This is a genomic window from Xenorhabdus aichiensis (genome assembly GCF_028598775.1).
Lineage (GTDB): Bacteria > Pseudomonadota > Gammaproteobacteria > Enterobacterales > Enterobacteriaceae > Xenorhabdus > Xenorhabdus bovienii.
Window position 1 is genome coordinate 1 of record NZ_JAQRFO010000021.1, and the last position, 14566, is coordinate 14566.

Here is a 14566-nt window from a genome sequence, read left to right on the forward strand (position 1 = left end):
TGTCTCCTCAATCACTCAATAGCTTCCGACGAAATTCGTCGTCAGTCATTAGCTCAGGGCGTTTAGTGTACTGACCTCTTTTTATCCCTGTAGGGATATCAGATAACAGATTGCAGTATATCAACAGCATAAACAAGATTGGTGAAGCTTCTTGGTCTAATGCAGATTGTATATAAATTTGTATATCTTTTAATATGGAATTTATTTATTACTTTATTATCAATGAATTAATCATCATTCATTACACCAAATCCCAGAGCAGTTCAGAGAGTCAATGACCCCTATCCCATTCCGACACACTGCCGTTATTGCGGAAGACATGTCATGATTTCCCACCATCTGAATGTGTTTAAGCGAATACATGATAGCCGCTGGCCTTGGCTATATCACTGCTGGTCATGCGGAGCACGTGTTGGCATTCATCCGGGAACGGATATCCCGATGGGGTCACTGGCAGATAAGCCGACACGGATAGCAAGTCTGTCTGCTCATCAATGTTTCGATGCGGTTAGAGAAAAATGGAATCTGGAGCGCACGGAAGCGTATCAATGGCTAGCCAGCAAATTAGACATCAATTTCAGTGAATGTCACTTCGGCTGGTTTGATACTGATACGTGTAATAAAGCAGCGAATATATGCAGGGAGTTTAAATAACAGTCGAATATGTAGTAGCAATCCATAATCCCATTATAAATTGCTACTTATTGACAATTATCAAGTATGTCCACCCACTTGGCGAACATTAACTATTTCACCCTCTATTGTAAATGAAACTCTTTCCTTCTTATTAAGTTTGATGGTGTATTGTTCTATACCACTTGATGTACCGCTCAACATTTTAAAATCATCGCAACGTGCATCACGCGCAGCATCACGTGGGTGTCTATTACTTCCTGTTATAGTTTCCACCCATTCTTTATATTTACTTTCGGCCGCAGGTGTTATTTGCTTCCATATAGCATCACTGTCGTTAACTGTCCACGCCATATATCACCTCTATTTTCAGATGGTAGTTTATAAATACTAATTCGAATGCGTTTTTTTTAAACTATCAAATTTTGTATGCATACCGTATTAGAGTAATAAACAGGAGAGCCAGAAATGAGCAAAGATGTGATTGAGAAAATAAACACAACATTGGAATCAGCCGAGAAATTCAAATCGGAAGGTGCCAGCACAATAATATTAGATTTAGATGTCTATATTACAATATTAAAACGTCTTGCTAAATATGAAAATATGGAGCCAATTGCCATATATAATTTAGCTGATGGTGAGATTTATAAAAGCATTAATGATATAGGCGATGGTAAAAGCGTATTTGCAGTAGAACTATATCCCCACCCCAACAAACAGTGAGAACCCTCATGGATATTATCGACACAGCTAACGATACCGTTGAGTTGACGGTATCTCATGCGCTCCAGAACCGACCACCAGCATTAACCAGTATCAACGGGATGTGCCGATGGTGTGAGACGGAGCCAGCAACACACGGTGCATTCTGTAGTCGGGAGTGCGGGGAGGATTATGAGCGACATCACCGCCACCATCACCCATGACTAACGAATTCGAGAACGGACGACGACAGGTGGCAAGGGAGTGCCTGAAAGAACTCAAGCACCACAAAAAACGAACAGACCAGCAAACCGCAACAATACTCACTCAGTACCTACCCCGATTTGAAACCGCTATGTCGCCACATCAAAAGAGCAAATTCTTGCCTGTGATGTGGCTGCGATACTGTGTAGATATGATTGATAAGGAGATGAGAGATGGAGACCGTTAGATCTTTAATTGACATGAAGTACATGACAGATGACTCAGGGTTTACAGAGCAGTATTTTTATAAGATGATTAAAGAAAAGAAATTCCCTGCTCCAATTAAATTTGGTAGGGCTTCCAGGTGGAAATTTGACGAGTACATCCAATGGATTGAATCGCGCAAAAATGAATCACGAAAGTTATCATGATTTCATTTGGGGGTAAAAATGGGGGTATTGCAAAAAAACAAACAAAAAATATCCCTTTATTTTCAGTAAATTAATATTCAAATTAAGAGTTGCAGGGGACTCCATATTAAAATATCCTGAAATCCAATCAAGTAAACCATTCCAAATAAATTCATTATAAATCAATTGAATTCCTTATTTTTAGGTCTACTTTAGTCTATTGCAATCAATATGCAGCAAGGAGCATAATCAGGGGCACCTACACTTCGATTATAAATATGCCCCCAAAAATGAAACTAAACGCACGACAAATCGAGACAGCAAAACCCAAAGATAAAACCTATAAACTTGCCGATGGTGGCGGGCTGTATCTGGAAATTACTTCACGCGGTTCTAAATACTGGTGAGTGAAGTATCGCCGTCCAATAGATAATAAGGAAGACCGATTAGCTTTTGGTGTCTATCCGGTATCTCAGCCGAGAGATATTCGGCTTGCCAGAATTATATTCATTTTTTCTTCAGACAAGTTATAAACTCCGGAATCATCGCATTTGGTAAATATCGCCATTGATAAAACTCAATTAACGAATCTATGTTTGGTAAAGAAGTCAGGAAATCAAAAGCAGCTAATGCAATAGTTCGCCCCCAAATTTCCCCTGGGCAGCGATGATGACCATAACCAAAAGGCAAAGTTCCTTCTTTCGTTCTCAAAGGTGCCACTATCAATGTTTCACTTGAACTATCACCTTGTTCTGTTTTAAATCGGCGTGTGTTTTTTATCGGTGGCTCCCTTTTCAGTACTTCATCTAAAATTTTCACTCCGTTATTATATCCCTTCTTATATTCAATTAACATTTGTCCTAATAATCCAGTAGTACTATCTGACACTTGGAAGAAAAATCCAATGGCGTTTGAAATTACAACATGTTTATTAGTGATATTTTGCATCAAGCACTTTTCTTTCAATTTATTTAACAAAACACCTGATGCATATTCTAATTGAACATATAGATATTCTGACGCAATAATTGATTCAGTTATTCTCTGTTTATCACCACTCGGTGAAATACATTGAATAAAATCAATAACCTTGTTAACCAATTCCTTCCATTCTTGGTTCTTAATTCCTAAAAAGTGACCAATAACATAGATAGAAAGAGCATAATTAAATTTTGTCAGAGATTCAGCTGAATTTATTTTTTTATAAAGTATTTTTGCAACAAATAATGTATTTTGGTATATCTCCTGCTCTGTAAAACTTTCTAATGTCTGCGTGACGGCTATTTTCAATTTCTCATGTTCATTATCATCCCTCATCCGAACGAGAGATGAAAAAATCTCTCCTGCACAACTCGCTTCAATTTCCTTTGGAACATTAGCTGATTTTGGACGAACAGTAAATGTTTTATCAGATAAAATCACCTTAACTTCCTGTAATGTTTTAAACTTCATAGGACATTCTTTCATGATTCCTCCAGAAAATAGACTTAATTATTCTGGTGACAATTTCACTACTTTACTTCGCTGTAGAACGAAATATGTCTTCAAATACCGATAATTAATTTCCGATATAAAATTTTTAATACAATAATTTATAGTCGTTAAAATTAAAAATCATATAATTACTAAATCAGTATAATTCAGATACCTCCTTCATAAAAAAAGAAAGAATAAGAATATTTATAATAATAACATTGATAATAAGGACATTTTTACAAGAAAATAATCCTGATAATTAATTACATTCTAGAACTTTAATTTAAAATTGATTTTTTATTGATCCACATATTGACTGTATAAAAAACCAGTGCAATGATAAGCTAGATATTCATCATAAAGTATGAATATCAACATATTAATTACACCGATAGCAATCGAAAAATATTCGACAAAAAATAAATCACCTCGAGAAACCAATATGCAAACAGTAAGCCTAAATGAAAAAATTCAAATTTTTCGTCAACTCCATGAGGAAGGTCGCCTAATATTAGCCAATTCTTGGGACGTCATGAGTAGCCGTTTAGCTGAACAAAGCGGTGCCAAGGCGATAGCCACAACCAGTTCTGGGATATCTTGGAGCTTGGGGTACCCTGATAATCAATTAGCCGATCGGAAACTGGTGATGAAAGCGCTAGGTTTAATTACAGACTGCACCAACCTTCCAGTTTCTGCTGACATTGAAGATGGTCTGCTGGGCATTGATGAAAATATGGATCATCTTGTACAAGACTTATATTCTGTCGAATGTGTCGGTATTAATATCGAAGATGCTCAAAATGGTAAGTCAATGTCTATAGAGGATGGTGCCGAACGCATAGCTGCTGTACGTACTGCCGCGAATAAATTGAATTACAATTTATTTATCAATGCGCGTATTGATTCATGGCTTCGTGGTGAAAATACCGAACCAGCTCACTTGATTTCCCGTGCTAATGCTTACCTTGCCGCTGGCGCAGATTGTATCTTTATCCCCGGTCTAACCGATTTAGCTATATGCCAAACGATCAGTACTCATATTAACGGGCCGTTAAATGTAATGGCACACTCTGGTGCTCCCAGTGCAGAAGAATTTTTTGCGGCTGGAGTGAAAAGGATCTCTGGCGGTTCTTTCTTTGCTGAACAGGCCTATGGCATCACTTTGGCAAGTATGGAGAATTTTGTACGAAATGGTATGCTACAGCCAAATGATAAGGCGAAACTGAACTATATGGCGCTAAATGCTCTATTGGCTCAGAAAGAATAATCAATACGTTGCAGGAAATATGGCGTTCTATCCTGCAACATTAAACAACAATCTAAAACACTTAGAATATAGTTTCTTATATTACAATTTAAATATGAAATTAAAATACCCATTTTACTCTATTAATAACTAACTCAGAAAACAGTACAATATTAAAACAATTTCAATTAGATAAAAACAAAATAAATTCCTCTTGAAAATTCACACAGCTTAGAAACATAATCTGTTTTCAAAGAGGTCATTTTTTCACAAAAGACGGACTTTCGAGGGTCAGGTATTTTATACCTGAGTGTATGTCTTAAACATCAGATAATGGCATCTGGTATGAGTCAAACGTTAACTTCTCAATCTAATTTACAAGATAATCCCTGTATAAGCTGTGGTGCTTGCTGTGCATATTTTCGTGTTTCATTTTACTGGGCAGAAGCCGAAGATGGCGGAGGTACTGTTCCTGTCTCTATGACTGAAAAATTAAACGCTTTCATGAGTTGTATGAAAGGCACAAATGAACCTAATCCCCGCTGTATAAATTTACGTGGTGAAATTGGTCAATCAGTCTCTTGTGTCATTTATGATAAAAGACCTTCTCCTTGTAGGGAATTTACTCAAGCTTGGGAAACTGACGATTACAATGAAGCCTGTGATCGTGCCAGAGCCGCTCATGGCCTTCTGCCACTGCCAAAATCGTAGGCCTAATTCATCTTTTCGTTACCTGCCATAAATTATAATGACAAATAAAATAGATCATTTAACAACTTGAAAAAGTATCGCCATTGCCAGAAATCCTTATTCTAAACTTCTACTGGATATCTAAGGTTTTTTTGATAACGGAAAAGACAACTGATTCATTAATATTGTTATGGATAAATATTACTATGAGAAAAGTTAAGACATTTAGATGAAGTGGTGGGCGATACCAGATTCGAACTGATGACCCCCTCCTTGTAAGGGAGATGCTCTACCAACTGAGCTAATCGCCCACTTCATGGTGGGTCGTGCAGGATTCGAACCTGCGACCAATTGATTAAAAGTCAACTGCTCTACCGACTGAGCTAACGACCCGACTAGGTAATTCTGATTTTATATCTAAATGGTGGGTCGTGCAGGATTCGAACCTGCGACCAATTGATTAAAAGTCAACTGCTCTACCGACTGAGCTAACGACCCAATTAGATAATTTTGATTTGATATTTAAAATGGTGGGTCGTGCAGGATTCGAACCTGCGACCAATTGATTAAAAGTCAACTGCTCTACCGACTGAGCTAACGACCCATTTTAAATATCAATGTGATACTGCGAAACAATCTGATGAAGTGGTGGGCGATACCAGATTCGAACTGATGACCCCCTCCTTGTAAGGGAGATGCTCTACCAACTGAGCTAATCGCCCACTTCAATGACTATAACGACATCAATACCACTGATTTATGATTGGTGGGCGATACCAGATTCGAACTGATGACCCCCTCCTTGTAAGGGAGATGCTCTACCAACTGAGCTAATCGCCCAATCATAAAATCATTTTTTATCACTACATTTATCACTACGAGAGAGATGGTGGGCGATACCAGATTCGAACTGATGACCCCCTCCTTGTAAGGGAGATGCTCTACCAACTGAGCTAATCGCCCGTCGTGATGGAGTCGCATTATAGGGATAGTTCGAGGTGAGTCAACGGTTTTTATTATTAAAATCTTCGTTCGTCGTAAAATTAAACAGAATGAAACAATTATAATCACGTTAGGGTATCATTTAAGCAATAGATATTGGCTTTTCTCAATAACCTACTGTTAACGCCATTGAGGAATTGAAGTGCAGTGATAAAATACCCCCCACTATTGTTACTTTGACCATCCAAAACGTTCTCTAAAAAATGAAACGTAATTAAGGCAATTCCCGATGAGTAAAATGAAAACCCGTTTTGCACCAAGTCCTACTGGCTATCTCCACGTTGGTGGTGCGCGTACTGCTCTTTATTCCTGGTTATACAGTCGCCACAACAAAGGTGAATTTGTACTGCGCATTGAAGACACCGATCTGGAGCGTTCCACTCAAGAAGCCATCAATGCAATTATGGACGGAATGAACTGGTTAAATCTGAATTGGGATGAAGGCCCTTATTATCAAACCAAACGTTTCGACCGTTATAACCACGTTATTGATGAAATGCTGGAGCAAGGTACTGCTTACCGCTGCTACTGTTCCAAAGAGCATTTGGAACAACTGCGCGAAACCCAGATGGCGAATGGCGAAAAGCCACGTTATGATGGCTGCTGCCGTGATAGCGAGTGCCAGCATAGCCATAATGAGCCACACGTTGTGCGTTTCCGTAACCCTCAGGAAGGTTCCGTCATTTTTAATGACAGCATCCGTGGCCCAATTGAGTTCAGCAACCAAGAGCTGGACGATTTGATCATTCGCCGTACCGACGGAGCGCCAACTTATAACTTCTGTGTTGTGATTGATGACTGGGATATGGAAATCACACACGTTGTGCGTGGTGAAGACCACATCAATAACACGCCACGCCAGATTAATATTCTGAAAGCCCTCGGTGCTCCTGTTCCAGAATATGCTCACGTTTCCATGATCCTGGGTGATGATGGTAAAAAACTGTCCAAGCGTCATGGCGCGGTCAGTGTGATGCAATACCGTGATGATGGCTATCTGCCGGAAGCGCTGTTGAACTATCTGGTTCGTCTGGGTTGGTCACATGGCGATCAGGAAATTTTCAGCGTTGAAGAAATGGTCAATCTGTTCAGCCTTGATGCCATCAGCAAATCAGCCAGTGCATTCAATACTGAAAAGCTGCAATGGTTGAACCATCACTACATCAATACCCTGCCAGCTGAACAAGTCGCGGTTCATTTGGCATGGCACATTGAGCAGCAAGGTATCGATACCCGTACTGGCCCAGAACTGGCTGCTCTGATCAAACTACTGGGTGAGCGCTGCAAGACACTGAAAGAAATGGCAGGATCCTGCCGCTACTTCTACGAAGAATTTGCAGAATTTGATGCTGATGCCGCGAAGAAACATCTGCGCCCGGTTGCCCGTCAACCACTGGAAGTTGCTCGTGCGAAACTGGCTGCCATCACTGAATGGACACCAGAGAATATCCATCACGCCATTCAAGCGACGGCTGACGAACTGGAAGTTGGCATGGGTAAAGTCGGTATGCCACTGCGTGTCGCGGTCACCGGTGCCGGCCAATCGCCAAGTGTTGATGTCACTATTCATGCCATCAATCAATCACGTTCATTGTCTCGCATTGATAAAGCATTGGCCTATATTGCCCAGCGTGAAGCGCAATAAAACAGCACCGTAAATCGTCATTTATCTAAATGACAAAAAATAATAAAGGCACTCAATTTATTGCAGTGCCTTTATTTTTTACTATCGCAGACTAATATTGATGACTTTTTCAGCGCTTACGCAGAGAATATTAATGAATTCGTTGACAGAATTCTCTGGGTTTCATATTATGCGCCCCGTTCCACAGGATTTTGATTTGGGGCTATAGCTCAGCTGGGAGAGCGCTTGCATGGCATGCAAGAGGTCAGCGGTTCGATCCCGCTTAGCTCCACCAAATATTTATCCTTTTCGTAATGAAAAACGATAATCAATACTTGGAATTCAAAACCTGAACCACATTTGTGGGGCTATAGCTCAGCTGGGAGAGCGCTTGCATGGCATGCAAGAGGTCAGCGGTTCGATCCCGCTTAGCTCCACCAAAATTCTGAATCCCTGAAGACACAAGTTTTCAGGGATTTTTCTTATGTGCTTATCTCTGGTGTGTTTATCTCTGATTGTTATTGAACTGTATGTTTGAGAAGGGCAAATGCCAGAGATAAAGAATGTTTTAGTCACGATTTTTCAATGGCTTGACCAACGAATCCAACCCTTCAATTTTGATGGCAAGAGTCATCTCCATTAACGTACCAAGTTTGCCTTGTGGAAATTCCCCCTTGCGGGCAAACCAGAGTAAATATTCTTCTGGGAGGTCTATCAGCATCTGCCCCTTATATTTGCCGAACGGCATGGCCGTGTTGGCAATCTCCAGTAAATTTTCTTTATTCATCATGTCAGCCTTTTTATAAAGATAGCTCGATATAGATATAAAAGAAAAAGTGGCATCTGCCAAGACGCCACTTTCTATTATCGCATGTGGATGCGAATCAAACTCAATCTACTGAGTCGATTAAATACTTAACACTAGCCCTGTAATTGCCGCAGACAGGAAACTGACCAGCGTTGAACCGAACAACAATTTCAGGCCAAAACGTGCAACAGTATTCCCTTGTTTCTCATTCAGGCCTTTAATAGCTCCAGCCACAATCCCAATTGAAGAGAAGTTTGCAAAGGAAACCAAGAATACCGACAGAATACCTTTTGAACGTTCGCTCAATTGTGCTGCAATGTCTTGCAGACCCTGCATTGCAACGAATTCATTGGAAACGAGTTTAGTTGCCATAATGCTGCCTACTTTAAAGGCTTCATCGCTAGGAATACCGATGATCCATGCCAATGGATAGAATACATATCCCAGACATTCTTGAAAGGAGATACCAAATATCATGTCAAAAATCGCATTGATAGCCGCAATCAATGCGATAAAACCAATCAGCATGGCCGTTACGATTAAAGCTATCTTGAAACCCGCCAGAATATATTCGCCCAGCATTTCAAAGAAACTTTGCCCTTCGTGCAGGTTGTTCATTTGGATATCCCCTTCACTCTCGACAGAGTAAGGGTTGATCAGTGACAAAACGATAAAGGTACTGAACATGTTAAGTACCAGTGCAGCGACTACGTATTTTGCATCCAGCATCGTCATGTAAGCGCCTACGATAGACATAGAGACCGTAGACATTGCCGTCGCTGCCATCGTGTACATGCGACGCTCAGACATTTTACCCAGCACATCTTTATAAGCGACGAAGTTTTCTGACTGCCCCAGAATCAATGAGCTAACCGCATTGAAAGACTCCAGTTTGCCCATGCCATTCACTTTGGACAACACAGTACCAATCACACGAATGATAATTGGCAGCACTTTAATATGTTGCAGGATACCAATCAGAGCAGAAATGAAAATAATCGGGCAAAGGACATTCAAGAAAAAGAAGGCCAGTTTCGCTTCTATCATACCGCCGAAGATAAAGCGGGTTCCTTCCGCTGCATAAGACAACAAGTGGACAAAAAGGTTATCAAACCCTTTGACAAACCCTAGCCCAACGTCAGAATTCAGGAAAAACCACGCCAGAACGAGTTCAATAACAAGCAACTGAATAATATAGCGAATTCGTATATCTTTTCGGTTATTACTCGCAAAAATCGCCAGACCGCCAATAACAACTAGAGCAAGGATAAAATGAAAAATATGAGACATAAAAAGAACTCCAGACATGACGAAGTACAAATTTATAATTGCATTTTATGTAATGCATAATAGTAAATTGAGATTGTTATCACAATAATTCACTATGTAAGCGGAAACAAATTCCCATTTAGCAAACTCGCTCACACTTTAGTCAGGAACGTGTTGGCTGTGTATGCAAAAAGAAACATCAAATATAGGGTGCTATCAAGATCTATTCTCAGTAGCCCCCCCTTATTTTTAATAAATCATTTTTTATTATCCCCTTCATCTTTCAAGTCACCCGCTTTGTTGGCGGCAATTTGAAATCTATTGGGTATATTTATTCGCCTAACAGACGAAGCATTTCTTCTTCATCAATGACTTCTATTCCCAATTCCGTGGCTTTGACTAATTTAGAACCCGCAGCTTCGCCAGCAATGACTAAATCCGTTTTCTTGGAAACACTGCCTGTCACTTTCGCGCCCAGCGCTGTCAGCTTATCTTTGGCCTCATCCCGGGATAAACGGCTTAGCGAGCCTGTCAAAACCACAATCTTACCAGCAAATGGGTTACCAACTGTGTCTGACTGCGGCGTTTCAACTGATTCCCAGTGAATTCCGATATTGCCAATGAGGTCATCAATCACAGTCTGATTATGCGGTTCGTTAAAGAAATTCACGACGTGGCTGGCAACTACGCCCCCCACATCCTGCACCGCGATTAATGCTTCAGTATCTGCTGCTCGCAGTTTTTCTAATGTGACAAAATGTGAAACCAAATTAGCTGCGGTCGCTTCCCCGACTTCACGAATACCCAGAGAATAGATAAAACGAGCGAATGTGGTTTTCTTGGATTTTTCTAAGGCATCAATCGCATTCTGAGCAGACTTAGGCCCCATTCGCTCAAGACCCGTTAATTTTCCAGCAGTCAGACGGAAAAGATCGGCAGGTGTTTTGACATATTCTTTATCGACAAGCTGCTCAATGATCTTTTCTCCCATACCATCAACATCCATGGCTCGACGGGAAACGAAATGTTTGAGCGCTTCTTTACGCTGCGCACCACAAAACAATCCACCAGTGCAGCGCGCCACGGATTCCCCTTCGACTCGCTCAATATCCGAGCTACAAACTGGGCAGTGTTCAGGGAAAATCACTTCCTGACTCTCGGCTGGCCTTTTATCCTGTACAACACCAACAACTTTCGGGATCACGTCACCCGCACGACGAATAACCACGGTATCCCCAATACGCAGCCCCAAGCGTTCAATTTCATCCGCATTATGCAGTGTGGCATTACTGACTATTACCCCTGCAACTTGCACCGGCTCCAAACGTGCAACGGGTGTGATAGCGCCAGTACGTCCCACTTGAAATTCAACGCCACGCACGATGGTCATCTGTTCCTGAGCAGCAAACTTGAAAGCCGTTGCCCAACGGGGCGCTTTGGCAACAAAACCCAGCGCTTCCTGTAATTCAAGGGAGTCCACTTTGATAACAACGCCATCAATATCAAAACCCAATATCGGGCGCTGCTGCTCAATGTTATGGTAGAAATCGATGACTTGCTGAGTTCCTTGGCCTAATTTTACTTTGTCACTGACTGGCAAACCCCATTGTTTGAACTGCATCAGGCGTTCGTAATGGCTCGCTGGCAATTCTCCGCCTTCCAGAACACCTACGCCATAGCAACAAAAGGTCAATGGCCGCTTGGCCGTAATACGAGGATCAAGTTGGCGCAGTGATCCTGCTGCTGCATTACGTGGATTAGCGAATACTTTGTTGCCCTTACGACGCGCTTCATCATTGAATTTTTCAAACCCGTCCTGCCTCATGAAAACTTCACCACGAATTTCAACGCGAGCCGGAATATTATTTCCCTTTAGGCGCAGAGGAATGGCATGAATAGTACGAACATTAGCGGTGATGTTTTCCCCCGTCGTGCCATCACCACGAGTCGCAGCCTGTACCAATTCACCATCTTCGTACAGTAAGCTAACCGCTACTCCATCGAGTTTCAATTCACAGCAAAACACCAAATCCCGACTATCTTTCAGGCGATCACGAACACGCTTGTCAAATGCCCGATAACTTTCTTCATCAAAAACGTTGTCCAAAGACAGCATCGGGATCTCATGACGAACCTGTTCAAATGCCGTTAATGGTGCTGCACCAACACGCTGGGTTGGAGAGTCCGCCGTAATCAACTCTGGATGCTGCTCTTCCAGTACTTTCAATTCCCGCATTAGGCGATCATATTCTGCATCAGGGATCTCTGGCGCATCCATAACATGATACAAATACTCGTGATGACGCAATGTTGCTCTTAGTTTGTTGATTTTTTCGATAATATTTTCCATAACTTCTCACCAGACATGAAAAACCCCCGGCTAGCGGGGGCTTGGTACTAAAAAGAAGATTTATTCGCAGGCATTGAGCGTATTGCGAATACGCGCCTTATAGTGTTCGATCATTTGTGGCGTGAGCATTTTTCGCTCACCATCCAACACAACGCCACCCACATCAGAAGCAATCCGCTGTGCTGCCTGCAACATCAGTTTAAAGTTCTGATTAGCATCACCATATGATGGCACAAGCATAAACATGGAAATTCCAGGGGTACTGAAATCGTCCATGAGTTCTGGATTGAACGAGCCGGGTTTTACCATATTAGCCAAACTGAACAGCACCGCCCCACTGCCTGCCGGATTCAAATGACGATGAAAGATATTCATATCACCAAACCGGAAGCCAGATTGCAAAATGCTTTGAAGCAGTGCTTCGCCATCAAGCTCCTGACCATGATGGGCAGCGACATGTAATACCAGCACTGTTTCTTTTTTGACTTCTTCGCCCACAGTTTCATTTTCCAATACGTTCAGCTGTTCTTCCACAACTGCCGTATTGACAACCGATTCTGCTGCCTCAGCACTCTGCCCAGTAGACTCAAATAAGCCAAGCTGTGGCTCTTCCTGATATTCCTCAACGGTTTTTACTTTTGCCGCTGGTGCTTCAGGTTGCTGATTTGAAAGCAAAGGATCAAAAGCCTCATCAGGCGCTGCCGCTGATAACTCAGGTGCATGGCGTTTAATAACAGGCTCTTCGCGATGTTCATTACGAGGCTTGACTGACCCTTGAACATGCGATTTTGACGAATTATCAAACAGTTCATCGCCATCATTATCGTCGAGCTCTTCCTGACGCTCCTGCTTATGACGTTTAACTGGGCGATCACGAAAGAGTGACGAACGCTCTTTGCGGCTGGTCCACAACCCATGTAATAGCAAAGCTATTATGGCTATCGCACCAACAACGATTAATATCAGACGCAAATCCTGCATCATTGCTATCTCTGTTGTTTAAATTAATTGCCACCACGGCGGAATATTCTTTAGATAAGAGTATTTGTCAAATAGCACAAGTGCAAGTCTCTACATACTTTTCTTACCATAAAGGAGATATACCCTGTTTTTTCGGATATTTTTTACACACAAAACTACTGGTCAGTAGAAAATCCTGCCTATATCATACCGTCTCAATCATCTAGGAGAGAATAAGAAAATATGACGAATTCGACAAAACTGCCAAAACATTTGAGCGGGTTTCATTATATTGCACAAGGTTGGCATCTGATAACCCGCCCCGGCATCAAGAGATTCGTTTTATTACCCTTACTGGCCAATATCTTATTGCTGGGTGGTTCATTCTGGTGGTTGTACCATAAACTGGATGGCTGGATACTATGGGCGCTCGATAAAATACCAGATTGGATGCAATGGCTGAGTTATTTGCTGTGGCCACTGGCTGTCGTCTCGATTTTGCTGATTTTTACCTATTTTTTCAGCATGCTGGCTAATTTTATTGCTTCACCATTCAATGGATTACTGGCCGAAAAATTGGAAGCGGAATTAACTGGCATTCCAGCGCCGGACACTGGCATGGTCGATTTGATAAAAGATACGCCCCGTATTTTAAAACGCGAGGTAGTAAAGATCCTCTACTATATTCCGCGTGCGCTCGTACTGCTGTTGCTATATTTCATTCCGGGTATTGGTCAAACCGTTGCTCCTGTCCTCTGGTTTATTTTCAGTGCCTGGATGTTGGCTATCCAATACTGTGATTATCCGTTTGATAATCACAAAGTCAGTTTTTCTACTATGCGCAGTACCCTGCGACAAAACAAAATTGACAATCTTCAATTTGGTGCAGCCGTCAGTGTATTGACCATGATCCCGGTAGTAAACCTGTTCATTATGCCCGTTGCAGTCTGTGGAGCTACAGCCATGTGGGTTGACCGCTATCGTGCTCAACACGCTTGACATCATAACGCATCCCATTAAACCACTTTTTCCTTTTTAAATAACACCATGCCCTGATGTATCAAAAATACACCGGGGTTTTGTGTTAGCCATTACCTTTAATTAACTGTAACCATCACGGCGCAGAAATAACTATATAAAATCATAAATGCCGGAATAGTTATTCTTATAATAAACAAAGTAAATAATA

The 14566-nt window shown here is 41.5% G+C and carries 14 protein-coding genes, 9 tRNA genes and 1 pseudogene; 11 read left to right on the forward strand and 13 right to left on the reverse strand.

The window, feature by feature from the left end:
* The first annotated feature begins 288 nt into the window (after positions 1 to 288).
* Positions 289 to 654: a zinc-finger-containing protein gene (locus PSI22_RS10825; protein WP_273579816.1), complete on the forward strand. Its 366-nt coding sequence runs from the start codon at positions 289 to 291 to the stop codon at positions 652 to 654.
* A 60-nt stretch (positions 655 to 714) separates the two neighbouring features.
* Here PSI22_RS10825 and PSI22_RS10830 read toward each other — a convergent pair whose 3' ends face one another.
* Entirely contained in the window at positions 715 to 987 is a 273-nt protein-coding gene (locus PSI22_RS10830) for a hypothetical protein (protein ID WP_273579759.1), read from the reverse strand.
* Between the two features lie 114 nt (positions 988 to 1101).
* On the opposite strand from PSI22_RS10830, the gene PSI22_RS10835 reads away from it, so the two are divergent.
* The 4 genes and pseudogenes from PSI22_RS10835 to PSI22_RS10845 form a co-directional block, all read left to right on the forward strand.
* Complete coding sequence (locus tag PSI22_RS10835) at positions 1102 to 1359, forward strand: hypothetical protein (RefSeq protein ID WP_273579760.1); 258 nt, start codon at positions 1102 to 1104, stop codon at positions 1357 to 1359.
* 8 nt (positions 1360 to 1367) lie between these two features.
* Positions 1368 to 1562: a hypothetical protein gene (locus tag PSI22_RS10840; protein ID WP_273579761.1), complete on the forward strand. Its 195-nt coding sequence runs from the start codon at positions 1368 to 1370 to the stop codon at positions 1560 to 1562.
* Positions 1563 to 1811: 249 nt separating this feature from the next.
* Complete coding sequence (locus PSI22_RS21685) at positions 1812 to 1973, forward strand: helix-turn-helix transcriptional regulator (RefSeq protein ID WP_503016472.1); 162 nt, start codon at positions 1812 to 1814, stop codon at positions 1971 to 1973.
* 269 nt (positions 1974 to 2242) lie between these two features.
* A pseudogene (locus PSI22_RS10845) lies at positions 2243 to 2452 on the forward strand (Arm DNA-binding domain-containing protein); the annotation flags it as partial.
* 7 nt (positions 2453 to 2459) lie between these two features.
* On the opposite strand, the gene PSI22_RS10850 reads toward PSI22_RS10845, so the two are convergent.
* Positions 2460 to 3419 carry a cytochrome P450 family protein gene (locus PSI22_RS10850; protein WP_273579762.1) on the reverse strand — a complete coding sequence of 320 codons (960 nt, stop codon included), beginning with the start codon at positions 3417 to 3419 and terminating at the stop codon, positions 2460 to 2462.
* Positions 3420 to 3870: 451 nt separating this feature from the next.
* On the opposite strand from PSI22_RS10850, the gene PSI22_RS10855 reads away from it, so the two are divergent.
* Both PSI22_RS10855 and PSI22_RS10860 read left to right on the forward strand, forming a co-directional pair.
* Positions 3871 to 4695 (forward strand): isocitrate lyase/PEP mutase family protein, encoded by an 825-nt coding sequence (locus tag PSI22_RS10855; RefSeq protein ID WP_273579817.1) that lies wholly within the window; start codon positions 3871 to 3873, stop codon positions 4693 to 4695.
* Between the two features lie 324 nt (positions 4696 to 5019).
* On the forward strand, positions 5020 to 5385 hold the full coding sequence (locus PSI22_RS10860; protein ID WP_273579763.1) for a YkgJ family cysteine cluster protein: 366 nt from the start codon (positions 5020 to 5022) through the stop codon (positions 5383 to 5385).
* A 214-nt stretch (positions 5386 to 5599) separates the two neighbouring features.
* Here PSI22_RS10860 and PSI22_RS10865 read toward each other — a convergent pair.
* From PSI22_RS10865 to PSI22_RS10895, 7 genes are all read right to left on the reverse strand, one after another.
* A tRNA-Val gene (locus PSI22_RS10865) sits at positions 5600 to 5675 on the reverse strand.
* A 6-nt stretch (positions 5676 to 5681) separates the two neighbouring features.
* Positions 5682 to 5757: transfer RNA gene (locus tag PSI22_RS10870), tRNA-Lys, on the reverse strand.
* A gap of 29 nt (positions 5758 to 5786) precedes the next feature.
* Positions 5787 to 5862: transfer RNA gene (locus tag PSI22_RS10875), tRNA-Lys, on the reverse strand.
* A gap of 30 nt (positions 5863 to 5892) precedes the next feature.
* Positions 5893 to 5968 (reverse strand) — tRNA-Lys (locus tag PSI22_RS10880).
* 42 nt (positions 5969 to 6010) lie between these two features.
* A tRNA-Val gene (locus tag PSI22_RS10885) sits at positions 6011 to 6086 on the reverse strand.
* Between the two features lie 42 nt (positions 6087 to 6128).
* Positions 6129 to 6204 (reverse strand) — tRNA-Val (locus PSI22_RS10890).
* Between the two features lie 47 nt (positions 6205 to 6251).
* Positions 6252 to 6327: transfer RNA gene (locus PSI22_RS10895), tRNA-Val, on the reverse strand.
* 268 nt (positions 6328 to 6595) lie between these two features.
* Between PSI22_RS10895 and gltX the strand changes: the two genes are divergently transcribed.
* From gltX to PSI22_RS10910, 3 genes are all read left to right on the forward strand, one after another.
* Positions 6596 to 8011: a glutamate--tRNA ligase gene (gene gltX / locus PSI22_RS10900; RefSeq protein WP_273579764.1), complete on the forward strand. Its 1416-nt coding sequence runs from the start codon at positions 6596 to 6598 to the stop codon at positions 8009 to 8011.
* A gap of 198 nt (positions 8012 to 8209) precedes the next feature.
* Positions 8210 to 8285: transfer RNA gene (locus PSI22_RS10905), tRNA-Ala, on the forward strand.
* Between the two features lie 69 nt (positions 8286 to 8354).
* Positions 8355 to 8430: transfer RNA gene (locus PSI22_RS10910), tRNA-Ala, on the forward strand.
* Between the two features lie 128 nt (positions 8431 to 8558).
* On the opposite strand, the gene PSI22_RS10915 is transcribed toward PSI22_RS10910, so the two are convergent.
* The 4 genes from PSI22_RS10915 to zipA form a co-directional block, all read right to left on the reverse strand.
* A complete protein-coding gene (locus PSI22_RS10915) occupies positions 8559 to 8777 on the reverse strand; it encodes a DUF3820 family protein (RefSeq protein WP_273579818.1) in 219 nt (72 codons plus the stop codon).
* Positions 8778 to 8897: 120 nt separating this feature from the next.
* A complete protein-coding gene (locus tag PSI22_RS10920; protein WP_273579765.1) occupies positions 8898 to 10088 on the reverse strand; it encodes a NupC/NupG family nucleoside CNT transporter in 1191 nt (396 codons plus the stop codon).
* 310 nt (positions 10089 to 10398) lie between these two features.
* Positions 10399 to 12417, reverse strand: a complete 2019-nt coding sequence (gene ligA, locus PSI22_RS10925; protein WP_273579766.1) for an NAD-dependent DNA ligase LigA — start codon at positions 12415 to 12417, stop codon at positions 10399 to 10401.
* Between the two features lie 60 nt (positions 12418 to 12477).
* A complete protein-coding gene (gene zipA, locus PSI22_RS10930; protein ID WP_273579767.1) occupies positions 12478 to 13401 on the reverse strand; it encodes a cell division protein ZipA in 924 nt (307 codons plus the stop codon).
* A 219-nt stretch (positions 13402 to 13620) separates the two neighbouring features.
* On the opposite strand from zipA, the gene cysZ reads away from it, so the two are divergent.
* Entirely contained in the window at positions 13621 to 14376 is a 756-nt protein-coding gene (gene cysZ, locus PSI22_RS10935) for a sulfate transporter CysZ (protein WP_273579768.1), read from the forward strand.
* Positions 14377 to 14566 lie beyond the last annotated feature (190 nt).

Excerpts from the sequence above, each read along its gene's own strand:
- PSI22_RS10830 (WP_273579759.1), bottom strand. The coding sequence starts at position 987 with ATGGCGTGGACAGTTAACGACAGTGATGCTATATGGAAGCAAATAACA.
- PSI22_RS10835 (WP_273579760.1), top strand. The coding sequence starts at position 1,102 with ATGAGCAAAGATGTGATTGAGAAAATAAACACAACATTGGAATCAGCC.
- PSI22_RS10840 (WP_273579761.1), top strand. The coding sequence starts at position 1,368 with ATGGATATTATCGACACAGCTAACGATACCGTTGAGTTGACGGTATCT.
- PSI22_RS21685 (WP_503016472.1), top strand. The coding sequence starts at position 1,812 with ATGACAGATGACTCAGGGTTTACAGAGCAGTATTTTTATAAGATGATT.
- PSI22_RS10850 (WP_273579762.1), bottom strand. The coding sequence starts at position 3,419 with ATGAAAGAATGTCCTATGAAGTTTAAAACATTACAGGAAGTTAAGGTG.
- PSI22_RS10855 (WP_273579817.1), top strand. The coding sequence starts at position 3,871 with ATGCAAACAGTAAGCCTAAATGAAAAAATTCAAATTTTTCGTCAACTC.
- PSI22_RS10860 (WP_273579763.1), top strand. The coding sequence starts at position 5,020 with ATGAGTCAAACGTTAACTTCTCAATCTAATTTACAAGATAATCCCTGT.
- gltX (WP_273579764.1), top strand. The coding sequence starts at position 6,596 with ATGAGTAAAATGAAAACCCGTTTTGCACCAAGTCCTACTGGCTATCTC.
- PSI22_RS10915 (WP_273579818.1), bottom strand. The coding sequence starts at position 8,777 with ATGAATAAAGAAAATTTACTGGAGATTGCCAACACGGCCATGCCGTTC.
- PSI22_RS10920 (WP_273579765.1), bottom strand. The coding sequence starts at position 10,088 with ATGTCTCATATTTTTCATTTTATCCTTGCTCTAGTTGTTATTGGCGGT.
- ligA (WP_273579766.1), bottom strand. The coding sequence starts at position 12,417 with ATGGAAAATATTATCGAAAAAATCAACAAACTAAGAGCAACATTGCGT.
- zipA (WP_273579767.1), bottom strand. The coding sequence starts at position 13,401 with ATGATGCAGGATTTGCGTCTGATATTAATCGTTGTTGGTGCGATAGCC.
- cysZ (WP_273579768.1), top strand. The coding sequence starts at position 13,621 with ATGACGAATTCGACAAAACTGCCAAAACATTTGAGCGGGTTTCATTAT.